The organism is Kribbella sp. NPDC023855 (assembly GCF_040639475.1).
In the GTDB taxonomy this organism is placed as follows: Bacteria; Actinomycetota; Actinomycetes; order Propionibacteriales; family Kribbellaceae; genus Kribbella.
The window spans coordinates 30134-51055 of record NZ_JBFAAA010000021.1 but is presented as its reverse complement, the minus strand read 5'-3'; the positions used below and the strand labels follow the sequence as shown (position 1 = coordinate 51055).

General features: G+C 68.6%; 24 protein-coding genes. 11 read left to right on the top strand and 13 right to left on the bottom strand.

The features are described from left to right. Positions 1–83: 83 nt before the first annotated feature. The gene (locus tag AB0F51_RS38390) at positions 84–971 is read right to left on the bottom strand and encodes a LysR family transcriptional regulator ArgP (RefSeq protein ID WP_360288558.1); all 888 of its coding nucleotides are present in this window, start codon (positions 969–971) and stop codon (positions 84–86) included. A gap of 82 nt (positions 972–1053) precedes the next feature. Here AB0F51_RS38390 and AB0F51_RS38385 point away from each other — a divergent pair, with 82 nt between their 5' ends. Then, positions 1054–1656 (top strand): LysE/ArgO family amino acid transporter, encoded by a 603-nt coding sequence (locus AB0F51_RS38385; RefSeq protein WP_360288556.1) that lies wholly within the window; start codon positions 1054–1056, stop codon positions 1654–1656. Positions 1657–1665: 9 nt separating this feature from the next. After that, positions 1666–2472, top strand: coding sequence for an MBL fold metallo-hydrolase (locus AB0F51_RS38380; protein WP_360288555.1), 807 nt, complete (start codon positions 1666–1668; stop codon positions 2470–2472). On the opposite strand, the gene AB0F51_RS38375 is transcribed toward AB0F51_RS38380, so the two are convergent. Continuing rightward, positions 2469–3386 (bottom strand): SDR family oxidoreductase, encoded by a 918-nt coding sequence (locus AB0F51_RS38375; RefSeq protein ID WP_360288553.1) that lies wholly within the window; start codon positions 3384–3386, stop codon positions 2469–2471. The two genes, AB0F51_RS38380 and AB0F51_RS38375, sit on opposite strands and share 4 nt — an antisense overlap. A 52-nt stretch (positions 3387–3438) precedes the next feature. On the opposite strand from AB0F51_RS38375, the gene AB0F51_RS38370 reads away from it, so the two are divergent. Continuing rightward, positions 3439–4140, top strand: a complete 702-nt coding sequence (locus AB0F51_RS38370; protein ID WP_360288551.1) for a TetR/AcrR family transcriptional regulator C-terminal domain-containing protein — start codon at positions 3439–3441, stop codon at positions 4138–4140. Positions 4141–4176: 36 nt separating this feature from the next. Further along, positions 4177–4989, top strand: a complete 813-nt coding sequence (locus tag AB0F51_RS38365; RefSeq protein WP_360288549.1) for a hypothetical protein — start codon at positions 4177–4179, stop codon at positions 4987–4989. Here AB0F51_RS38365 and AB0F51_RS38360 read toward each other — a convergent pair. Beyond that, positions 4960–6132, bottom strand: a complete 1173-nt coding sequence (locus AB0F51_RS38360) for an MFS transporter (RefSeq protein WP_360288547.1) — start codon at positions 6130–6132, stop codon at positions 4960–4962. The two genes, AB0F51_RS38365 and AB0F51_RS38360, sit on opposite strands and share 30 nt — an antisense overlap. 218 nt (positions 6133–6350) lie before the next feature. Between AB0F51_RS38360 and AB0F51_RS38355 the strand changes: the two genes are divergently transcribed. From AB0F51_RS38355 to AB0F51_RS38340, 4 genes are all read left to right on the top strand, one after another. Beyond that, a complete protein-coding gene (locus AB0F51_RS38355) occupies positions 6351–7268 on the top strand; it encodes a LysR family transcriptional regulator (protein WP_360288545.1) in 918 nt (305 codons plus the stop codon). Between the two features lie 208 nt (positions 7269–7476). Then, positions 7477–8376, top strand: a complete 900-nt coding sequence (locus tag AB0F51_RS38350; RefSeq protein ID WP_360288543.1) for an NAD(P)-dependent oxidoreductase — start codon at positions 7477–7479, stop codon at positions 8374–8376. A 57-nt stretch (positions 8377–8433) separates the two neighbouring features. After that, the gene (locus AB0F51_RS38345; protein ID WP_360288541.1) at positions 8434–9588 is read left to right on the top strand and encodes an FAD-dependent oxidoreductase; all 1155 of its coding nucleotides are present in this window, start codon (positions 8434–8436) and stop codon (positions 9586–9588) included. Then, positions 9585–10421 (top strand): NAD(P)H-binding protein, encoded by an 837-nt coding sequence (locus tag AB0F51_RS38340; protein WP_360288539.1) that lies wholly within the window; start codon positions 9585–9587, stop codon positions 10419–10421. The genes AB0F51_RS38345 and AB0F51_RS38340 overlap by 4 nt, the downstream gene beginning before the upstream one ends. A 5-nt stretch (positions 10422–10426) precedes the next feature. Here the strand turns inward: AB0F51_RS38340 and AB0F51_RS38335 are convergent, their stop codons facing one another. Then, entirely contained in the window at positions 10427–10999 is a 573-nt protein-coding gene (locus AB0F51_RS38335; RefSeq protein WP_360288537.1) for a DUF4865 family protein, read from the bottom strand. A gap of 71 nt (positions 11000–11070) precedes the next feature. Between AB0F51_RS38335 and AB0F51_RS38330 the strand changes: the two genes are divergently transcribed. Then, positions 11071–11952 carry a hypothetical protein gene (locus AB0F51_RS38330; RefSeq protein ID WP_360288535.1) on the top strand — a complete coding sequence of 294 codons (882 nt, stop codon included), beginning with the start codon at positions 11071–11073 and terminating at the stop codon, positions 11950–11952. Here AB0F51_RS38330 and AB0F51_RS38325 read toward each other — a convergent pair. Genes AB0F51_RS38325 through AB0F51_RS38315 form a run of 3 tightly spaced genes read right to left on the bottom strand, consistent with a single transcriptional unit; the run spans position 11939 to position 13674 of the window. Next, on the bottom strand, positions 11939–12334 hold the full coding sequence (locus AB0F51_RS38325) for a GNAT family N-acetyltransferase (RefSeq protein ID WP_360288533.1): 396 nt from the start codon (positions 12332–12334) through the stop codon (positions 11939–11941). The genes AB0F51_RS38330 and AB0F51_RS38325 overlap by 14 nt on opposite strands. Continuing rightward, on the bottom strand, positions 12331–13314 hold the full coding sequence (locus AB0F51_RS38320) for a pyridoxal-phosphate dependent enzyme (RefSeq protein ID WP_360288531.1): 984 nt from the start codon (positions 13312–13314) through the stop codon (positions 12331–12333). Before AB0F51_RS38320 ends, AB0F51_RS38325 begins: the two co-directional genes overlap by 4 nt. A gap of 3 nt (positions 13315–13317) precedes the next feature. Further along, positions 13318–13674, bottom strand: coding sequence for a helix-turn-helix transcriptional regulator (locus AB0F51_RS38315; protein ID WP_360288529.1), 357 nt, complete (start codon positions 13672–13674; stop codon positions 13318–13320). Between the two features lie 132 nt (positions 13675–13806). On the opposite strand from AB0F51_RS38315, the gene AB0F51_RS38310 reads away from it, so the two are divergent. Further along, on the top strand, positions 13807–14385 hold the full coding sequence (locus tag AB0F51_RS38310; protein WP_360288527.1) for an ATP-dependent Clp protease proteolytic subunit: 579 nt from the start codon (positions 13807–13809) through the stop codon (positions 14383–14385). Positions 14386–14507: 122 nt separating this feature from the next. Here the strand turns inward: AB0F51_RS38310 and AB0F51_RS38305 are convergent, their stop codons facing one another. Further along, on the bottom strand, positions 14508–15662 hold the full coding sequence (locus AB0F51_RS38305; RefSeq protein WP_360288525.1) for a PLP-dependent aspartate aminotransferase family protein: 1155 nt from the start codon (positions 15660–15662) through the stop codon (positions 14508–14510). Between the two features lie 128 nt (positions 15663–15790). On the opposite strand from AB0F51_RS38305, the gene AB0F51_RS38300 reads away from it, so the two are divergent. Next, a complete protein-coding gene (locus AB0F51_RS38300; protein WP_360288523.1) occupies positions 15791–16288 on the top strand; it encodes an Lrp/AsnC family transcriptional regulator in 498 nt (165 codons plus the stop codon). A 14-nt stretch (positions 16289–16302) separates the two neighbouring features. On the opposite strand, the gene AB0F51_RS38295 is transcribed toward AB0F51_RS38300, so the two are convergent. From AB0F51_RS38295 to AB0F51_RS38275, 5 genes are read right to left on the bottom strand one after another with little or no spacing between them, the layout of a single operon-like run. Continuing rightward, positions 16303–17025, bottom strand: a complete 723-nt coding sequence (locus AB0F51_RS38295) for a DUF899 family protein (RefSeq protein ID WP_360288521.1) — start codon at positions 17023–17025, stop codon at positions 16303–16305. A 45-nt stretch (positions 17026–17070) separates the two neighbouring features. Further along, a complete protein-coding gene (locus AB0F51_RS38290) occupies positions 17071–18090 on the bottom strand; it encodes an LLM class flavin-dependent oxidoreductase (RefSeq protein WP_360288519.1) in 1020 nt (339 codons plus the stop codon). A gap of 29 nt (positions 18091–18119) precedes the next feature. Beyond that, positions 18120–18983, bottom strand: coding sequence for a GNAT family N-acetyltransferase (locus AB0F51_RS38285; protein WP_360288517.1), 864 nt, complete (start codon positions 18981–18983; stop codon positions 18120–18122). A gap of 32 nt (positions 18984–19015) precedes the next feature. Then, the gene (locus AB0F51_RS38280) at positions 19016–19672 is read right to left on the bottom strand and encodes a response regulator transcription factor (protein ID WP_360288515.1); all 657 of its coding nucleotides are present in this window, start codon (positions 19670–19672) and stop codon (positions 19016–19018) included. Positions 19673–19692: 20 nt separating this feature from the next. Next, positions 19693–20904, bottom strand: a complete 1212-nt coding sequence (locus tag AB0F51_RS38275) for a histidine kinase (RefSeq protein ID WP_360288513.1) — start codon at positions 20902–20904, stop codon at positions 19693–19695. Positions 20905–20922 lie beyond the last annotated feature (18 nt).

Here is a 20922-nt window from a genome sequence, read left to right as displayed (position 1 = left end):
CCTCGATCAGCGCCTCACGGTTTCCCATGGCGCTGATGCTAGTGGACGTCTGGAACGTCCGTCTTGCACATCTGTTTGAGGCGTCAGCGGGGCCGCAGGCCGGCTGCGGCGGCCTCCAAAACGGCAGCGGTGAGGGCGTCCAGCACCCTGGAGTCCAGCTTCCACCGCTGCCAGTACAGCGGCACGTCGACGTACTTGCCCTTGGCAACTTCCACCAGGCGGCCGCCGGCCAGCTCGTCCTCGACCATTTCCTCCTCGATCATGCCCCAACCGAGACCGAGCCGGATCGCCCGGACGAACGGCCCGGGTGCGGGGATCGAGTGGATCGGCGGGTCGAGCCGGCGCCGCGTCACCTTGCGGACCAGCCGGTGCTGCAGCATGTCCTTGGAGTTGAAGACGATCATCGGCGCGTCCGCGAGCGCCTCCGGCAGCGGCCGCCCGGTCAGCCAGCGGTCGGCGAACTCCGGCGTCGCGATCGACAGGTACCGCATCTTGCCGAGCGGTTGCACCCGGCAACCCTGCACCGGCTGTGGATCGGCGGTGACCGCGGCCAGGACCGTCCCGTTGCGCAGCAGCTCCGCCGAGTGGTCCTGATCCTCCTGCCGCAGGTCGAACGCAGTCACCAACTCCGGCGGTACGGCGAACAGCACCGGCAGGAACCAGTTGTTGAGCGAGTCCGCGTTCACCGCGATCGGCAGCCGCAGGCCTTCCAGCTTGCCCTTCACCGCGGCGATCGCCTCGACCTCCAGCAACGACACCTGCCGGGCGAGGCGCAGTACGGCTTCGCCTGCTTCGGTGGCGCGGGCCGGTTTGGTTCGCTGCACCAGGACGTGGCCGAGGCGACTCTCCATCGCCTTGATCCGCTGGCTGACGGCAGACGGCGTGATCTGCAACTTGCGAGCCGCCGCGTCGAAACTGCCTTCGTCGATCACCGCCGCGAAGGTGTCCAGTTGGGCCGAGTCGAGCTGCATGCATTTCCTAGCTTAAGCATCGCTAATGGTAGTGAAAGAACTTTAGCTGGTTTGTGGCTGGCCAGCCTTCTACGGTCGAACCATGCCCCTCCTCGCCGGCTTTGCCACGACCTTGACGCTGATCGTCGCGATCGGAGCACAGAACGCCTTCGTACTGCGCCAGGGGCTGCGCCGCGAACACGTCTTGCCAGTAGTTCTGATCTGCGCACTGTCCGACGCCCTGCTCGTCTCGAGCGGCATCGCCGGCCTCGGCGCACTGCTGACCAGCAGCCCTCTCGCACTGAACCTGGCCCGCTACGGAGGCGCCCTCTTCCTCCTCACGTACGCCGTGATCGCGGCGCGCCGGGCCTTGAACCCGGCGGCAATGAGCCCGGCAGACCACACGCCGACCGCGCTGCGGAGCGTCGTGCTGACCTGTCTCGGGTTCACATTCCTGAACCCGCACGTGTATCTGGACACGGTGATCCTGCTCGGGTCGCTGGCCAACCAGCGCGGGCCGGACGGCCGCTGGATCTACGGCCTGGGTTCGGTCGCGGCGAGCTTCGGGTGGTTCTTCTCGCTCGGCTTCTTCGCCCGCAAGCTCGGCCCGGTCTTCGCCCGCCCGCGCGCCTGGCAGATCCTCGACGGCGGCATCGCCCTGATCATGACCGGCTTGGCCGTGTGGATGGTCCTGCCGGCGCACTAGATTGCCGGGGTGGACGTGACGGTGCTGTGCGATGCGGTGGCGGTGTTTCCGGAGCCTGTCGAGACAGCGCTGCCCGGCTGGTCCAGTGCGCATCAGGAGTGGACGGCGGCCTCGATGCCCGGGAATGTTGCGGCCGATGGTGGTTGGTGGCTGCACTTCCACAGCTTCCTGGTGACTTCGGCTGCCGGGGTCACACTGGTTGACACCGGCATCGGGCCGGCCGGGAGCGACGCATCCGAGTGGCTGGGGACGGCCGGTCGGCTGCCGGCGTTGCTGGAGGCGGCCGGAGTAAAGGTGGCTGAGGTCGACACGGTGGTGCTCACGCACATCCACTCGGATCATGCCGGCTGGAACGTCGCCGAGGAGTTGCCGCGCTTCGGTAACGCGACCTATGTGGTGCAGCAGGCAGAGTTGGAGCACGCACGCGGCGGGGCCAACTACGCGAGGCTGATCAAGCCCCTTGTCGATGCGGGGCAGTTGCGGGCAGTGGATGGGGAGACTGTGCTGGCAGACGGGCTACGGCTGCTGCCGACGCCGGGACATACGCCTGGGCATCAGTGCGTGGTGACTGAGCGGGCAGTGCTCGGGGGCGACCTACTGGTGCATCCGGCGCAGGCGCGGTGGCCTGAGCTCACCTATGTCTACGAGCAGGACCCTACGGTCGCGGTGACCTCGCGGCGCGACGTACTGGCGCTGGCGGCAGCGACCGGAGTACCGATTGCTGCCGCCCATCCGCATACCGCTCTCACTGGCTCCGCCTCGCCGCTGCCCGCCTTGAGTCCTAGCAGCGGGGTCTGCCCGCTGCACCGGCTCTAGCGGTAGCCAGTGGTGTCCGCAGGCTTGCCCTGCGACTCGACCTCGACGATGTAGCGCCAGGCGTCGGGCTTGCTGCCGTCCAGGTCCGTGAAGCCGTAGACCTGCGCCAGTTCGCCGCTGGACAACGACTTGCCGTTGTAGCGCGACACGTCGGGGTCGGCCGCCAACGCGGCCACCGCGCGGCCGACGTACGACGGGCTCTCGGAGATCGCGAAGTGCGGGATCTTCTCGGTGGCGTCGCGCCAGTTCTCCTCGGTGACGCCGAAGCCGTCGAGCATCGCCTCGGAGCGGAGCCAACCGGGGGTGAGCAGGATCGCGGTCGCTTCATGCGGCTTGAGCTCGTGGGCCAGGGCGAAGGCCATCCGGCTGACCGCGCCCTTGGCGACGTCGTAGAAGAACGAGACGCGGTAGTTGGTCGCGTTGTACTCGTTCGTGCCGTCGGTCATCTCGATGACCAGGCCGCCAGGCGACTTGATCAGCAGCGGCAACGCGAAGTGGCTGGTGATCGCGTGCGTGTCGACGCCGAGCCGGAACAGCTTGAGGCCCTCCTCGAGCGACGACTCCCAGACCGGCTTGTCCCACTCGGGTTCGCCGGCCTGTCCCCAGATGTCGTTCACCAGGATGTGCAGCGCACCCTGCTCGGTCTCGATCCGCTCGACCAGCGCCTTCACCTGAGCCGGATCGGTGTGATCAACCTGTACTGCGATGCCGCGGCCGCCCGCGGCGTCGACCAGCTCGGCGGTCTCCTCGATCGTCTCGGGGCGGTTCATCTCGGACCGTTGGGCCCGGGTCGAGCGGCCTGTCACGTAGACGGTCGCGCCGGCCGCGCCGAGCTGCACCGCGATTCCCCGCCCGGCCGCCCGGGTCCCGCCGGCCACCAGCGCCACCTTGCCCGCCAACGGCTGTCCGGTCATTTCTGCCTCCCACAGTAGCCATACGCTGTATGATTTCTGTACCATACGTCGTATGGTTAATGCTGGCAAGCCGGGTCCAGGACGCACTGGACGACCCCGGGCGGGGGAAGAGCGGCTCAGCCGGCAGACGATCCTCGAGGCGGCATTGCGAATCGTGGACACCGAAGGCATCGAGGCGATGACGATGCGGCGGCTCGCGTCGACGCTCGGCGTGAACCCGATGTCGATCTACCACCACCTGCCGAACAAGGCGGCCGTCTTCGCCGGGCTGGCCGAGCTGGTCTTCGCCGAACTGGAGTCCTCGCCACCGGACGACAGCATCAGGTGGCAGGACGAGTTGAAGGGCGCGGCCGCGGCGTACCGCGACGCGCTGCGAGCCCATCCGAACCTGGCCCTGCAGGTCCTCTCCGACACGTCGGCGGTCTCGGACGTCGTCGTGGTCACCGTCGAACCGTTCTACCGCGCCCTCGACCGGGCCGGCGCGAAGCCCCGGCAGATCTTCGAGGCGGTGAACACCATCATCGACTTCATCCACGGCTTCACCCTCGGCGAAGCATCAGTCCGTTCCGACACCTTCGAGTTGGCCCCCGACCTACTCACCCGCGTAGCCACCCTCCCACCCGGCAAAGCCCCAACCCTCGTCCGCGTAGTCTCCGAACTCGGCACCGAAGGCCTCGCCTACGACTTCAATGACGGCTTCACCACCGGCATCGCGGTACTAGTCGCCGGCATCGAATCCCAGCTCGGCCTGTAGCGCCAGACCGCAACTCTCACCGCCGGAGGCTCCACCATGCGTTCGAAGATCTTGTACGTCAGTGATCTCACCTATCCGGCTCGTGGCCGGCGGTACTGCGACGAGGACATCTTTCTCACTCGAGAACTGCGGGACCACTTTGATCTGGCGTTGTGTCATCCGCTCGATGCGGTGGCCTTGATGGACAGCTTCGACGCCGTGGTCGTACGCAACAGCGGGCCGGTGCTGCATTTCCAGGTTGAGTACGACGAGTTCCGGGCAGCCGCGGTCGCCCGGGGAACTCGCGTGTACAACCAGCTCACCGGCAAGGCCGACATGGTCGGCAAGCAGTACCTGGTGGAGCTGAGCGACGCCGGCTACCCGGTCATCCCGACCACCGACAGCGACCCGTCCGCGTTGCCCGAGTCAGCCGCGTATCTCGTCAAGCCGAAGCTGGGCTCCGACTCGATCGGACTGCGCAAAGTCTCCCGTGCCGAACTCACCACCCTTCCTCTCGACGGCCTGCTCGCGCAGCCGTTGATCGACTTCTGGTACGAGGTCTCCTTCTACTTCGTCGACCACGACTTCCAGTACGCGCTGTACGCCCCCGATCCCGACCTCCGCTGGGAGCTGCAGCCCTACCAGCCGACCGAGGACGACCTCGCCTTCGCCCAGCGCTTCATCGACTGGAACGCCATCGACCACGGCATCCAGCGCGTCGACGCCTGCCGCACCCGCGACGGCGACCTTCTCCTGGTGGAGCTCGAAGACCTCAACCCCTTCCTCTCCCTGGCGTCCACCAAGGACGTCCAGCGCGCCGCCTTCGTCACCCGCCTGGTCTCATCCGTCAACGCCCTCCTCTCTCACTGAGGATTCATGCGGCGCCGGCGGTGGCAGCGCCGACGGCGTGATCAGAGCGGTCAGGAACAGCGGGACGGTCAGCCCCGCCACCAAGGCCGGAAGTGCGAACCAGAACGACCCCAACGCGAAGCCCGCGTAGACCGCGACAGCGAAGACCTCGGCGAACAGGCCCGACACCGACGTCACCGTTGCGCGTGCCGGACCCGTGATGGCGTCCTGCAGCCGCGCTTCGGCGACGATGATGACGAGTTGCATCACGCCGTAGCCGATCGCGATCGGTACGAACCCATGAGCCGTCCCACTCAACGCACCCCACGCCAGCAACCCGGCCGACACTCCCAGCCCAGCCGCGAGCAGCCGACCCCGCAGCCGGTACGCCGGACCTGCGAGCGCACCGCCGATCGCCTGGGCAGCGACCGTACCGGCGATCAGCACCGGGACGAGTGACGTCGAGGCGCCGATCTCCCTTGCCAGCAAGGGGAAATACTCGTCGAAGGCCAGGAATCCACCCAACAGAGCCACCAGCGCGACGGCCTTGCGGACGACGTGACTGGTCGCTGCCTCGCTCAGTCCCGAGCGCAGCATCGCCAGATACCGTCCGAGTGGGCCACCTCCGGCTCCCGGTTCCACCTCCTCTGTTTCGTCGGTCGTGGCGACAGGCGGCGCCTCCGGCAAGGACAGGGCAACAGCCGCCTGGGCCAGGCAGCTGCAAACACTGACGGCACCCGCCAACGGATAGCCACCAAGCTGATACAGCGGCGCTGCCAATGCGGTAGCCGCCAGATTCATGACCAGGGCGGAAGACTTCGCCCTGCCGATCAGTCCGGCGTACCGGTCGGAGGCTCCGCGCGCGGCGAGTTCGTCGTACACGAAGGCTTCGAAGGTGCCGGAGATCAGCGCGGAGCTGATTCCCCACAACACGAAACCGGCGGCGAACCCGGCGTACGAGGGCAGGGCGATCCAGGCCGCATAGCCCGAGCCTCCGATGAGGGCGCCGAGCACCAGCAGTTTGCGCCGGGAGAAGACATCCGCCAGGGCACCCGAAGGCACCTCGAACAGAAACGCGGTCGTGGACCAGATGATGAACAGCGTCGAGATCTGGGCCGCCGACAGTCCGTGGTCGGCGAACAGCAAGCCGTACAACGGATACAACGGGATGAAGTCCTGCAGCGCCTCGTAAGCGACGATGCGAACGGACAGGCTGCGCGGTACCGCGCTGGGTCGTGGTCGGTCAGGGCGTCAAAGGTGCGGGCTCGAGTACGTCATGCCTTAAAAGATATCCGCGAACGCACGGCCCGGACAGAACTTATACTCGGCGTTCAGGACGGCTGAGCGATCCTTCAGCGTGAGTGAATACTTGAGGTGAGTGCGTGGAGCGCCAGGAGATCGAGACGTTCCTCGTGCTGTGCGAAGAGCTGCATTTCGGCCGCACCGCCAAGCGCCTCCGCCTCTCCCCGGCCCGGGTCACCCAGCTCATCCAGAAGACCGAACGCCGGATCGGCGCGGCCCTGTTCGAGCGGACCACGCGTGGTGTGACGCTCACCGACCTGGGCCGGCAGTTCCACCGCGACCTCGCGCCCGCGCACGAGGCGGTCGAGAAGATCGTCCAGCGAACCATCCAGGCGGCCAAAGGGCTCGACGGCGAGCTGCGGCTGGGCTTCCTCGGTACGGCGAACGGCCGGCACCTGGTGGAGCTCGCCCAGCTGTTCGAGTCCCGCCAGCCCTGTGCCGAACCGCGCCTCGTGATGGAAGCCGAGATCGGCGACCACCTACGGCCGCTGCGGGAGGATCGGGTCGACGTGCTCGCCATCCCCCTGCCCGTCCGCGAGGAAGGCATGGTCGTCGGACCGGTCGTCCTGCGCGAGCGCCTGCTGATGGCGATACCCGAGGGACACCCGATCGCGCGCCGCGGTTACGGGACGCTGGAGGACCTCGCGGACAACCCGGTGATCGTCTCCGGCGGTGACCCGGAGGACTACTGGATCGACTATTTCGTGCCGCGGCGGACGCCGTCGGGACGGCCGATCGAGCGCACGTACCGCGTCGAGAGCCTGCAGGCCGGCGTCGCACTGGTCCTGGCCGGCAAGGGGATCGGCCCGATCATCGCGCAGTTCGCGCAGTACAACCAGCATCCGGGAATGGCCTACGTGCCGCTGGAGAACGCACCGAGCGTCGCGTCGGCGCTGGTCTGGTCGGCGGCCCGCGAGACCGAACTCATCCGGGACTTCGCCCGGCTCGCCGAGGCCCACGGACCCGTGACGCTGGACTGGCCTCCGGCCGTCGCCTAGGCCCGAACTGCGAAACAATCCTTGAGACCCGCTGAACGCCGAAACGGCGCTCACGCGGGTCTTCATTCGTGCTGAACAGTTCGTTGAGCACATCGCCGTTGCCGCTGCAGTTCGCCCGACTCCACAGTGAATCCGCCAGGTCGTTCGCCGCCCGTTTCAGCGGCCGCCGGGTTCGCATTCATGGGCTACTGACACGGAGGAACAACGCATGAGAGTCCTACTGGCCGGAGGCACCGGCGCTGTTGGAACGCCGCTTACCCGGGCGCTTCTCGAATCCGGGCACGAAGTGGTGGCCCTCACCCGCCGCTGCGGCGGCGCGCCCGCCGGCACCACCGAACTGGTCGCGGACGCACTCGACCGCGACGGCCTGCTGGCGGCTGTCCGCGGCCTGAAGGTCGACGCGGTCATGCACCAACTCACCGCACTGAAGAAGGCCCCGATGCGGCATAGTGGCATGGCTCCGACCAACCGCCTCCGCATCGAAGGCACCGCAAACCTGCTCGCCGCCGCTCGCGTCGTGGGCGCCCGGCGCTTCGTCACCCAGTCGAACCTCTTCGGCTACGGCTACGGGAATCTCGGCGACCATTTCCTCACCGAGAAGGACACGTTCGGGCAGGGCGGGTACGGGCGGTTCGACCAGCACATCGCCGCGCTCCGGTCCACCGAGGAGCAGACGTTCAATGCCGAGGGCATCGACGGGATCGCCCTTCGGTATGGCGCCTTCTACGGCGCCCCGGGCGATCCCCTCATCGAGATGATCGAACAGGGAAAGCTGCCGGCGCTGAGGGGTGGGCCGATCTCCTTCATCCACGTCGAGGACGCCGCCGCCGCGACCGTCCTGGCCCTCGAGCACGGCCGGGGCGGGGAGGCATACAACGTCGTCGACGACGAGCCCGCCCCCTTCAGCGACTTCATCCGTACCGCCGCCGCGCACCTCGGCGCTCCCCCGCCGAAGTCGTTGCCCGGCTGGATCCTCCGGCCGATCCCACTTCTCCATGCCGTCATCACCGGGTCCTACCGCCTGTCGAACGCCAAGGCCAAGGCCGAACTCGGTTGGACCCCGGCAAACCCGACGTACCGCGAAGGCATCGCCGCGATCCGGGTCTGAGGACGCCGCAGACGAACCGCATCCCCTGAGCTCCAGCACGAACGAACGGACACCCACATGAAGCACCGCGTCATCGTCCTCGGCGCCGGGTACACCGGCATGATGGCCACCCACGGCATCGCCCGGCGTACCAAGGCTGCCGAGATCACCGTCGTCAACCCGACCGGCGTCTTCAACGAGCGCCTCCGCCAGCACCAGGCTGCGGTCGGCCAGGACCTCGGAGCCCACCGCATCCCCGATCTCGTCCCAGCAGGCGTCGACTTCGTCGAGGGCCGCGCGGCCCGGATCGATGCCGCCGACCGCCGCGTCGTCCTCGACGACGGCCGCGATCTCACCTACGACTACCTGGTCTATGCGATCGGCAGCACCACCCCGCGCGTCGAGCACGCCTTCACGATCGACGACCCGGCGTTCGCAGAAGCCCTGCGGAACAACGCCGAGGGCGTCCTCGCCGTCTGCGGCGCGGGCCTCACCGGCATCGAAGCAGCCGCCGAGGCTGCCGAGGCGTACCCCCGCCTGCGGGTGCATCTGCTCAACCGTGACGAGCCCGGAAAGATGATGGGGTCGAAGGCGCGCGCCTACCTGATGAACGCCCTCGACCGTCTCGGCGTAGAAGTCCGAACCGGCGTGACGGTCACCCGCGTCCTGCCCGGCGCGGTCGAACTCGACGGCGGCGTGCGCATCGCGGCCGATGTGGCGCTGTGGACGACCGGCGTCGTCCACGCCCGCCTCGCGGCAGAAGCCGGCCTCACCGTCGACGACGCCGGCCGGGTCATCGTGGACGACGCGCTGCGCTCGGTCTCCCATCCAGAGGTGTTCGCGATCGGCGATGCGGCCGCGATCCGCCAGGCGTACGGCGTCATCCACGGGACCTGCCAGAGCGGCATCCCCGCGGGCGCGCACACGGCCGAGTCGATCGCCCGGATCTTGCGCGGCAAAGACCCTCGCCCGTTCCGCTTCGGGTACATCCACCAGCCGGTGTCGTTGGGCCGCAAGGACGCCGTCATCCAGTTCACCAATCCGGACGACACCCCGAGCCGTTGGTACCTCAAGGGCCGGGCCGCCATCGCCTACAAGGAGGCGGTCAGCTCGAGTCCACTCAAGTTCTACCGCTCGAAGACGGCCATCCCCTCCGCGATGACCAAGCGGACCGGCGGACGCCGCAACCGCCTCGACTCTGCGACGCCGGCAGCATTGGTGGTCGTCTCATGATCCTTCTCACCGGAGCCGGCGGGATTGTCGGGCGTGAGGTGACGCGGCTGCTGCTGAACGACGGCCGAGCCGTCACCGCGGTCACCCGCGGTGAGACCCACTTCCCCGACGCCGTCCGTGTCGCCGACGGCGATCTGTTCAGTCCGCACTGGCTGGAAGGCACGCTCGAAGGCGTTGAAGCGATCCAGCTCAGCCCACGCGCCACCGGACCCGGCCTGGGCGAGCTGCTGCGACTGGCGCTCAAGCAAGGCGTCCGCCGCGCGGTGTTGCTCTCGGCAACCACCGTGGAGTATCCAGCGGGGGAACCCCGGTTCGCAGCTCAGTTCCAGGCCGCCGAGGAACTCGTCAAGGACTCCGGCCTGGACTGGACCATCCTGCGCCTGGCCGACTTCGCCGCCAACGCCCTCGCCTGGGCACCGCAGATCAGGAGCGGTGACGTGGTGCGCGGCGCGTACGGCGGCGCCACCACCTCACCGATCCACGAAACGGACATCGCGGCTGTCGCCGTACAGGCTCTCGTGGGCGGGGCCCATGCCGGTTCGACTCTGACCTTGACCGGGCCGCAGTCGCTGGACCAGTCCGAGAAGGTGCAACTGATCGGAGCCGCGATCGGCCGGCCCTTGTCGTTCCAGGAGATTGCTCCCGAGCAGCTCCGGCAGGGGATGCTCGCGCAAGGGCTGCCCGAGGAGGTCCCGGCCCGTCTCCTCGGCTCCCTGGCCGACTACGCCATCCGGCCGGGTCCCACCACCAGAACTGTGGAGGCCTTGCTGGGCCGTCCAGCGCTCACCTTCGCCGACTGGGCTCGCGACCACGCCGCCGCATTCGGAGGCTGAGCGTACTACCCGAACAGAACCTTTGTCCCGGGTGTGGACAAGTGGAGGACCTGGTAGCGCGTGCCGGGCACGATGCCCGGTTCGCCGCTCCACAAGGTGAAATGGACGAGCTCCCATCGTGCCGGGTCCACGGCGAGCGCCGAGCTGTGGACACCGGGCATGGCGGCCGTCCGGTGCAACGCCTCCATCGCCTCGGCGACCGGCACCGCCGGGTCGACGTCCGGCGGCAGCAGCTGCACGTTCTTGGTCGCGCCGACCGCCGGTTGGTCGACATCAGCTCCAGGGACCACCCCTGCACCTGTCCAGTGCCGCACGCTCGGACGCCCGAACGACTTGCAGATGCCGGTGAAGAACCCGCCACCCCAGAGGAACCGGCTCATCCCGGCCGTGTCGTTCCACAGGTAGAACGGCGCGTACTGGTTCACCGCCGCCCCGTTCGCCTGGTCCTGCACGAGATAGGCCTTCACGCCGAGCCCGTCGAAGTCGTCCGTCTTCGAACCCAGCGTCTCCACCCGTCTCCGAATGATCCCCATGTCGTAGTCCGCCGGCAGATTCACCTCGTACTGCATCGCATCCATGCCGTACAGACTAGTTGGTACAGAGCGAAATCGGGAAGCGTTTCCGGACTCGATCCGGCAGGGTGGAGGGCATGGGTCAGGTGGGCGAGCGGGTGTGGCGGAAGGTACCGGACGGGGCGCGGGAGGCGCTCGGGCGCGGGTTGAGTGCGTCGGAGTTGCAGACCGCGTTGCTGGAGATCAGTCGGGTCCGGGCGGGTGCGGTGACGCCGGCTCGGGTGGTGCGGCGGTGGCAGGAGGATCGGTTCGTGCGACCGTCGGAGGTCGATCCGCGGGCGCTGGTCAAGACGCAGGCGATGCTGTGGGAGCGGCTGCCCGAGCGGTTCGCGGGGATTGAACTGTCGCCGCTGGCGCCGTTGGGCACATGTTCGGCAGTGGCGACCGTCGACCAGAACAAGATCGTCAGCACGATGCGGGGCACCGAGGTGGCGAGCGATCCCACCAACGTGCTCGCGATCGAGGCCGCGGTACGCCGACGGGCCGGCCAGTCGCGGGTCGATCTCGCGGCCTGCCAGCGAGTGGTACGTGCTCAGGCGGTCGACGCGCCGGGGATGTTCGCGCATTTCCAGTTGTTCGCGCTGGTGTCGAGTGCGCGGGACAGCGGTTCGGGGCGGACCGAGGCCGAGATGCTCGTGGATCATCTGCGGTTCTGGCACGACGTGCTGGGTGACGAGGTGGAGTTGACGTTCACGACTTTCGCGCCGACCGCAGTACGGGAGCGGATCGAGGACACCGTTCGGCCTGCGCTGAAGGTGCCGTTCACCGAGGATCCCGTGCGGGACAAGGGATCGAACTACTACGCCGGTACTGCGCTCGGCATCGGCGTGGGTGGCTCCGAGTTGGGCGATGGCGGGTTCACGCGGTGGACTGCTGAGCTGCTTGGTGACGCCAAGGAGCGATGCCTGATCTCGTGCGTGTCGACCGAACGGCTGACCGCAGTACTCAGCGGAGCTTGAGCAGGGCCGCTTCGGTCGGTGAGAAGCCGCAGGCCTTCACGTAGAAGTCGGCGAGATGCGGCTCGTAGTCGACGTGCAGCCACTCACAACCCGCTGCCTTCGCCTCCGCGGCAGCAGCTCGGACCAGTCGCTTGCCGATACCTTGCCGCCCGTACTCCGGGTGCACGGCCGTGTCGAGCACGAATGCATGCGCGCCGCCGTCCCAGCAGACCTGGACGAAGCCGACGAACAGGTTGTCGCTGAAGGCACCGACCCAGGTGAGTGCGTGCCGTTCCAGCCGCGCCGCCCACGGCTGCACCTCGACCGGAGAGCCGAAAGCGAGCGCGTGCAGGCCGGACAGCGCGATGTCGTCGACCGGGAAGCGGATTCGGTAGTCAATCACGAGGCAGCCTCCGTACTGATCAAAATGATCGTGCTGGTGGCGCTCAGCGGCAACCGGTCGCGTGCCGCCCGCAGGCCGGCCAGCGTCGCGGCTCCGCTCGGGCCGGAAGAGATACCGGCCGCTGCAAGGTCGTCGACTGCGAGTAGCGCCTCGGAGTCCTCCACTGTGACCGCTGCGTCCAGCCCAGCGCGCAGTACGGGCCAGGCGAGGCTTGAGGGGGTGCCGCAGTTCAGGCCAGCCATCACTGTCTGGTCTGTGGGCACAGTGACCAGCTCTCCGGCCTGGAGACTGGCAGTGACACAAGCAGCGCTAGCAGGCTCGACACCGAGGACAGCCGGAGCCACAGGACCACTGCGGTAGTAAGTGACAGCAGCCTGGGCGATGGAGCCGACACCCATCGGTACTACGACCAGGTCGGGCTCGACGTCGATTTCGCGGAAGAGCGTCGAGTAGCCGTCGACCACGTACTGCGGGATGACCTCGTACCCAGGCCAGGCCGAGTCCTGGACCAGCAGGCTGTTGCCGCTGGCCGCATCGGCGGCAGCAGCCACGGCAGCGTCGTACGAGTCGTCGATGATTGTCACCAGCGCGCCCTCGGAGCGGATCGCCTCGACGGCGCGCTCGCTGACGACGGCCGGGATGAACACGTGGGCCTTGAGACCACGCATGCGCGCCATACGCGCGACTGCACGGCCGTGGTTGCCGTCGGTCGCCGTGACGAGCTCCGCGGTGCGCGGGTGATCCTGCAGAGCGCTGTGGATGGCCCACCACGCGCCGAGTGCCTTGAAAGCAGGCAGACCGAGCCGCTGCGACTCGTCCTTCACCAGGACCCGCCCGACCGCCAGCTCAGCCGCCAGCGCCGGTACTGCGGTCAGCGGGGTCGGCGCATATCCGGGAAGGGACTGGTGGAAGGCGAGCACCTCTGCGGGCGCAGCCGTAGTACGCCAGGCTCTTGCACCTGGGTTGCTGTGCCAGAGCACCGCCTAGGCGACCAGGGCGAACGCCTGAGCCGTGCCGGAGTACGCGTTCGGCGAGGAGACCACCCGCTGCGGGGCGGACTCGGTGACGCGGATGGCCGAGGTCTGCAGGCGCACCGGCAGCGTGGAGCGGACCGCGGTGGCGAGGTCGAACTGCACCTCGGCCAGCAGGTCGGCCAGCTCCAGGTCGAGCGCCCGGCAGATCGCGGCGAGGATCTCCGAGGAGGGCTCCTTGCGGCCGCGCTCGATCTCGGACAGGTACGGCACGGAGACCTGGGCCAGCTCGGCGAGCTCGCGCAGGGTGATACCCCGCTCGCGCCGCAGCCGGCGGAAGACGTTTCCGATCACCTGGCGTAGCAACACGTCTGGGTCCTCCCCGGTAGGTCGTCCGTGGTCCTGTACCGAGTGTGCCACCCCGGCCGGGTCTGCGGTGGGCAGATCTGCCATGGGCAGATTCCCGGGACTGGCGGGCGGGGTGCGGCCACGCTGGGAGACATGACCGAGACGACCGCACCGAATGCCCTCGACAACCACATCTACCAGCGACTGCTGTGGCAGCGCATCGTCGTCCTCGGCGAGGAGATCAAGGACGAGAACGCGAACGCCCTGTGCGCCCAGCTGATCCTGCTGAACGCCGAGGACCCGAAGGCGGACATCTCGCTGTACATCAACTCGCCCGGGGGTTCGGTCTCGGCCGGGCTGGCGATCTACGACACGATGAACTTCATCAGCAACGATGTGGCGACGTACGCGATGGGGCTGGTCGCGTCGATGGGACAGGTGCTGCTGGCGTGTGGCGCGGAAGGCAAGCGCTACTCACTGCCGCACGCCCGGATCATGATGCACCAGCCGACCGGCGGGATGGGTGGCACGGCGTCGGACATCAAGACCCAGGCGGAGCAGGCGATCCTGGCGAAGAAAGACCTGGCCCGCCTACTGAGCCAACGCACCGGCCAGCCCGTCGAACGCATCGAAGCAGACTCCGACCGCGACCGCTGGTTCACCCCAGAACAAGCGAAGGACTACGGAATCATCGACAAGGTTCTGGAACACCCAGTCGCAGTGCCGGTCTAAGCCGCCTCCCAGGCCGTGGAGCGGGCCCGCAGAGCGGGCGGTGGGCCAAGGCGTGGTGCCCGGCGCGCTGAGGGCCGGGGTTGCGCTTGAGCCGGCCCCCGTGGCGGCTCAAGCGCGGTTGGCTAGCTCAGGGCTTGGGCTAGGTCGGCGGTGAGGTCTTCGGGGGATTCGAGGCCGATGCTTAGGCGGAGGAGGTTGGCTTGGGGTTTGGCTTCTTCGGGGACCAGGCGGTGGGTTAGGCCTGCGGGGTGCTGGATGAGGGTGTCTACTCCGCCGAGGGAGACGGCGTGGGTGATGAGCTTGAGTGAGGCTGCTACGTGGGCGGCTGCCTCGTAGCCGCCTGCGGTGGTGAAGGCCAGTACTGCGCCCGGGCCCGCCAACTGCCGTCCGACCAGGCCTAGCGGGTCGCACTCGGGCAGACCCGGGTAGTAGACGTAGTCCACAGCCGGGTGGGTGCTGAGCCAGTCCGCGACCTTCTCCGCCGCCGACTGCTGCGCCCGGATGCGGACAGGGAGCGTCTGCAGTCCGCGGTGCAGCTCGTACGCCGCCAGCGGGTGCAGGAGGCCGCCGGTGAGCGCACGGACCTGCCGAAGCCTGGCGGTCCATTCGGTATCAGCCGCGACTACACCGCCCATCACATCGCCGTGCCCGCCCAGGTACTTCGTCGCCGAGTGCAGCACCAGCGTCGCGCCGTGCTGCGCGGGCTGCTGGAGCACCGGCGTCGCAAACGTGTTGTCCACCAGCACCGGTACGCCGTTGGCCTGACGCACGGCCGCGGCGATGTCCACCAGCTCCACCGTCGGGTTGGCCGGGGTCTCCACGATGACCAGTCCGGTGTCGGGGCGGATCGCGTCGGCGATACCGCCGGCGGTCACCCAGGTGACCGTCGTACCGAGGAGGCCTGTGGATAACAGGTGGTCCGAGCCGCCGTAGATCGGCCGGACGGCGACCAAGTGCGGCTTGCCTGCGGCGACCGTGGCGAGCAGGGCTGCGGAGAGGGCCGCCATGCCGGAGCCGAAAGCGACTGCGCCCTCGCAGCACTCGAGCTCGGCCAGGGCCTGCTCGAAGCGGGCGACATTCGGGTTCCACAGGCGCTGGTAGACGAGGCTGCCGCCGTCGGGGCCGTTGCCGAGCGCCAGGGCGTCGTACGACGCTCCGCCGCTGGCCACACCGGGCAGCGGGTAGGTCGTGGAGAGGTCGATCGGGGGGACGTGGACGCCGAGCGCGGTCAGGTCGTCGCGGCCGGCGTGCACGGAGCGGGTGTCCAGCTGGGTCATGGTCGCCTCCTCGGTGATGCGGTGAGGATGGAATCTTCTGCAGATTGAGCGCAAGAGTTCCGAAGAAAATTCGTCCACAGGCTTGTCCACACGCTGTGGATTCTGTGCATGACACTTACAGTGGGGGTATGCCGAAGGATCGTCGGACGCCTGGACCGGCCCCGCGGCCGGTCCCTGCTGCGCTCGACGAGGTCGACCAGGAGCTGGTCCGGCTGCTGACGGCCGACGGGCGGATGCCGAACAACGCGCTCGCCGAGGCGACCGGCATCGCGCCCTCGACCTGTCTCACCAGGGTCCGGTCACTCCGCGATCGAGGGGTGATCCGCGGCTTCCACGCTGATGTGGACCTGGCGGCGCTCGGTCAGCCGCTGCAGGCCCTGGTGGCGATCAGGATCGGGGCGCACTCGCGAGACGAGATCGACCGCTTCCGGGCGGCGGCGCCGCGGCTGCCCGGCGTACTGTCGCTGTTCCACGTCAGTGGCGCGAACGACTACCTGCTGCACGTGGCCGCCGAGTCACCCGACGCCCTCCGCGATTTCGTCCTCGACTACCTGACGGCGGATCCCGCCGTCATCCACGCCGAGACCAGCCTGATCTTCGAACACGTCCGCGGCACCCCGACCTGACTCGGAAGACCTGACTAGAGCTGATCGGAGCGGCCGGCTTCGATCCGGGACCACTGCGCGATCGGGCGCCCGTTCAGCACCTTGGGATAGTCGGCCGGCCATTCCTTCGGCCAGCCCGCCGGTGAGTCCTCCCACTGCTCACGGCGCCCGTAGACGGTCAGGTCCATCAGCGCGTAGCTGTAGTCCATCGCCTCCACGCCGCGCAGGGTGGTCCAGTAGGTCTCGAAGACCCGGTCGCGGTCGCGGAGGTAACAGACCAGGTGCATCGAGCCGACGCGGCGGCCGACGAGCAGGGTCTCGAGCGACGGCAGGGCCGAGTACCACGGCATCTCCCAGCCCATGAAGTCGCGATAGCGACTGGACTCGGAGTACGGGCCCTGGGCAAAGACCGCGTAGGTGATGTCCCGGGAGTGCAGGTAGGACAGCTCGGCAACCTGCGTCGTGCACCAGGTGCAGCCTTGGCACTGCCCGGCGGCAGGGTGGCCGTGATGCCACATGAAGTAGTAGGCGATCAGTTGCCGACGGCCCTCGAAGGCGTCGAGGAGAGTGGTCGAACCCTGGGCGCCGGTCAGTTCCAGCGTCGCGTCCACCTCGACCATCGGGAGCCGGCGGCGGGCAGCGGCGATCGCGTCGCCTTCCCGGGTATGCGCCTTCTCGCGAGCACGGATCACCTGCAGTTCAGCCTCGAACGTCTTCCGGTCGAGGATCGGGGGCAGGGCTGGTATTTCGTTCGTCATACCCGGCACGTCGGAGCCGGTACGACGTACTCGACATTTCGCCGGCTAGCGGGGTTTCAGGCCCCAGGCGGTGGCGAGGAGGTCGAAGGAGTGGCGGCGTTCGGCCGGGTCGTGGATGTTCGTGGTGATGATGAGCTCGTCGGCGCCGGCTGACCGGGCCCGGCGGGCGAGGTCTTCGGCGACCTGGTCGGGGGTGCCGACGGAGACCAGGCCGGCCCACTCCTCGACCGCGGCGCGTTCGCCGTCGGACCACGGGTAGGCGGCGGCTTCCTCGGGTGACGGGAGCGGGGTGGGGCGGCCGGACCGGAGGCGGAGCATCGAGAGTTGGTTGGCGAGGCTCAGAGCCTGGGCGCGCTCCTCGGTTTCCGCCACGATCGCGGCGAGGGCCAGGATGGCGTGGGGCTCGGCCTGCTCGGGTGACGGCTGGAACTGCTCGCGATAGGAGCTGATCACGCCGGCCGGGTCGAGGGTGCCGAAGTGGCCCGCGTACGCGAACCCGGCTCCCAGGGATGCGGCCGCCTGACCGCCGTACGCGCTCGAGCCGAGGATCCAGACCGGCGGGAGCGGGACGTCGGCGGGCTGTGCCGAGATGGGGGCGAAGGGGTGGCCGGCGGGGAAGCCCTCGGCGTACGCGCGCAGTTCGGCGTACTGGTCGAGGAAGTCGTCGGCGGAGAGCGCCTCGCGGCTGCGGCGGAGGGCCAGGGCGGTGCGCTGGTCGGTGCCGGGCGCCCGGCCGATGCCGAGGTCGATGCGGTCGGGGTACAGACCGCCGAGGACGCGGAACGTTTCGGCGACCTTGAGCGGCGAGTGGTTCGGCAGCATGATGCCGCCGGAGCCGACGCGGATCGCGGAGGTGGCTGCGGCGACGGCCGCGATCATCACCTCGGGGCTGGTGCTGACCACGCTCGGGATGTTGTGGTGCTCAGCCAGCCAGTACCGGTGGTAGCCGGCGGCCTCGGTACTGCGCGCCAACGCGAGCGTCTCGTGGAGCGCCTGCGACGGACGACTCCCCGACGGCACCGGCGAAAGGTCAAGCACGGACAGGGGCATCGGCTCAGCAGTCACGTACAACGCCAACCACTACCCGCCCCAGGCTATTCCGAGCCGATGGTGAAGCCGGCTGAGCGCAGAGCCGACAGAGCCAGCTCCCTGCGTTCCTCGGGAACCAGGACCAGGTCCGCGTGGTAGGTCGAAGCGGTGAAGACCGGGAGACCCGCGCGGGCCAGCGGTGTCAGTACTGCGGCCAGCAGGCCCGGCTCGTCGAGACCGTGATCCGGATCGGCGTCGTACAGGCCGATCCATCGGTCGCTGCCCGGCACCGACTCACCAGCGGTGCGGATCACCGTCAGCCCCTCAGGCGCGCGCACCAAGGCCACCCAGTCATCATCAGCGGGCTCGCTCAACTGGGCATGGTGTTCGAGAGCAAGCACCTGGTCCAGGACCCGCAGCCGCCGAGCCGGCCGACCGGCAAGCGGCCGGGTGAACGCCACGCGGGCAAGGCCGGGACCGTCGTAGTCCGGCAGGATTTCGGAGGCGGTGAAGCCGAGCCGCGCGTGAAAGGCCTGCGAGCCGGCGTTCTCCGGGCTGGTGATGCAGCGGACAACCCGCCGCCCTTGCTGCTCGGCCAGCGCGAAGAAGGCCTGGTAGAGCGCCTGACCGACGCCTTTGCCCTGGAGCGCAGGATCGACGCCGACGAAATGGATGTAGGCGGTCTCCGGCTCGCTCTGTGACAGGAACCCGACCAGGAAAGCGGCCAGCTTCCCGTCAGCATCTTCGACCACGTAGCTGGTCGTGGCGAAGTGCTGGAAGTACAGCCGGGGCAGCAGCAACGCCCGCTCGACCGCACCCGCTTCGCCTTTGAGTCCGCCCCACCACTCGTCCAGGACGGCGAGCACCCGCGGGTGATCGTCAGCGTTGGGATGCCGGGCGACGAGTCCGGCAGGAAGACCGTTGATCACCGCGGCATTCTGGCAGCCGCCTCCGTCGAGCATCACCGTGGTCCCGCCCCGCGAGATGCCGTTTGGACGAGAAGCGCCAGTTGCACCCGGTTCTGCGTCGCGGTCTTGGTGAGGATGGTGCTGATGTAGCCCTTGACAGTGGGGACGGTGAGGTGGAGCCCAGCCGCGATCTCCGCGTTCGACTTGCCGTCGGCAACGGCCGTCGCGACCTGCGACTCGCGGGCACTCAGGAACCGCAGGCGTTCTCGGGCCGCGCGCTGGTCGGTGTCGTGGCCAGGGTTGGCGGCCACCGTGTCGATGAGCCGGCGGGCGACCTCCGGCGACAGCACGCTGCCTCCGCTGTGCGCCGATCGCACCGCCCGGACGATGTCCTCCGGCGGTGCATGCTTCAGCAGATAACCGATGGCCCCCGCGCGAATGGCCTTGGTGACGAGATCCTGGTCGTCGAACGTCGTCAGCACGATCACCGCCGGCGCATCGCGGCGATCGCGGAGGCGTTCGGTCGCGGTGATGCCGTCGACGGTCTTCATCCGCAGGTCCATCAGCACCACCTGCGGCCGGTGCGCGTCGAGCATCGCCGGTACTTCGGAACCGTCCGCCGCCTCGGCCACGATCCGGATCCCGTACACTCCGTCGAGCATGGCCCGCAACCCCATCCGCACCAGCGGATCGTCGTCGACGAGCGCCACCCGCGTCGGCTCCTCCGGGTCTACCACGGCAACCTCGCGCTGATGACGAACTCGTCGCCGTCCCGTCCCGAGCTGAAGCTGCCACCGAGCAGCGACACACGTTCCCGCAGACCGATCAGGCCGGTCCGCGTGCCGGGGATGTCCGGCTCCGGAGCCGTCCGGGCGTCGAGCGGCGTACGGACTCTCACGGTCAGCTCCCCCGTGTCGTCCGATTGGATCATGATCCGGACCGGCGATCCCGGAGCGTGCTTGCGCGCATTGGTCAGCCCTTCCTGGACGATCCGGTACGCCGTTTCCGCCACGTTCGGCGGTGGGCTGAGCTCGGCACCGCGCTGCTCGAGGTGCACCTGGGTGCCGCCCCGCCGAGCTTCGTCGACGAGAACGGGCAGATCGTCCAGCGTCACCTGAGGTTCGAGTGGACTCTCTGCCGAGCCGTCGCGCAGGATCCCGATCACCTTCTGCAGATCGCCGACCGCCTCGTGGCTGGCCTGCCGGACGACCGCGGCCATCGACCGGGTCTGCTCCGGCGAGAGATCCGGCCGGAACTCGAGCGCTCCGGCGTGCACACTCAGCAGTGACAGCCGGTGCGCGAGCGTGTCGTGCATCTCCCGGGCGATCCGGCGGCGTTCCTGGTCCCGAATGGTTGCTGCAAGCAACGTCTGCCGGGCCTCCAGGTCGCGGGCGCGCTCAAGGACCGTGCGCAGATGGCCACGCTGAGCACGGATCATCAGCCCCCAGCCCACGACGGCCAGGTTCATCAAGCCACCCATGGTGACCTGCGTCTGGTAGCTGTAACCGGCAGCATGCGGATACAGCAACGGGAAACAGAACGTCGCCGCCAACTGCGCCGCGGTCAGTACTGCGACCAGCCGCGGCCGTACCCGGATCGTTGCGGTCAGCAACGCGACCATGGAAGCTCCGGCGGCGGATGCGGCGACCGCGGAGGCGGCGATGGTCAGTCCCGCAACCACCGACGGGTGGCTGCGACGCCACACCAGCGACCCACAGGCGACCGCGCCGAGGAGCACATCGGCAATCAGGCCCGCGCGGCTGTGGGTCTCGGCGATCGGGAGCAGGATGAAGCCGCCGAACCCGACCGCGGTGAGTCCCAGGACCGTGTCCACCAGCAACTGACGGCTGATCGGGCCGAGGCGGTCGCCGGATCCGGCCACGGTCGAGTACACGAGCAGGTGCCAACGACCAGGGGTACGCGCGGCCGGTGGACTTGTCACGTGCCGAGATTAGCCAGC

Coding starts and splice junctions, on each gene's coding strand:
- AB0F51_RS38305 (WP_360288525.1), bottom strand. CDS start 15,662: ATGACCCAGCTGGACACCCGCTCCGTGCACGCCGGCCGCGACGACCTG.
- AB0F51_RS38375 (WP_360288553.1), bottom strand. CDS start 3,386: ATGACCGGACAGCCGTTGGCGGGCAAGGTGGCGCTGGTGGCCGGCGGG.
- AB0F51_RS38300 (WP_360288523.1), top strand. CDS start 15,791: ATGCCGAAGGATCGTCGGACGCCTGGACCGGCCCCGCGGCCGGTCCCT.
- AB0F51_RS38390 (WP_360288558.1), bottom strand. CDS start 971: ATGCAGCTCGACTCGGCCCAACTGGACACCTTCGCGGCGGTGATCGAC.
- AB0F51_RS38310 (WP_360288527.1), top strand. CDS start 13,807: ATGACCGAGACGACCGCACCGAATGCCCTCGACAACCACATCTACCAG.
- AB0F51_RS38370 (WP_360288551.1), top strand. CDS start 3,439: ATGGTTAATGCTGGCAAGCCGGGTCCAGGACGCACTGGACGACCCCGG.
- AB0F51_RS38295 (WP_360288521.1), bottom strand. CDS start 17,025: ATGACGAACGAAATACCAGCCCTGCCCCCGATCCTCGACCGGAAGACG.
- AB0F51_RS38385 (WP_360288556.1), top strand. CDS start 1,054: ATGCCCCTCCTCGCCGGCTTTGCCACGACCTTGACGCTGATCGTCGCG.
- AB0F51_RS38340 (WP_360288539.1), top strand. CDS start 9,585: ATGATCCTTCTCACCGGAGCCGGCGGGATTGTCGGGCGTGAGGTGACG.
- AB0F51_RS38345 (WP_360288541.1), top strand. CDS start 8,434: ATGAAGCACCGCGTCATCGTCCTCGGCGCCGGGTACACCGGCATGATG.
- AB0F51_RS38330 (WP_360288535.1), top strand. CDS start 11,071: ATGGGTCAGGTGGGCGAGCGGGTGTGGCGGAAGGTACCGGACGGGGCG.
- AB0F51_RS38350 (WP_360288543.1), top strand. CDS start 7,477: ATGAGAGTCCTACTGGCCGGAGGCACCGGCGCTGTTGGAACGCCGCTT.
- AB0F51_RS38365 (WP_360288549.1), top strand. CDS start 4,177: ATGCGTTCGAAGATCTTGTACGTCAGTGATCTCACCTATCCGGCTCGT.
- AB0F51_RS38335 (WP_360288537.1), bottom strand. CDS start 10,999: ATGGATGCGATGCAGTACGAGGTGAATCTGCCGGCGGACTACGACATG.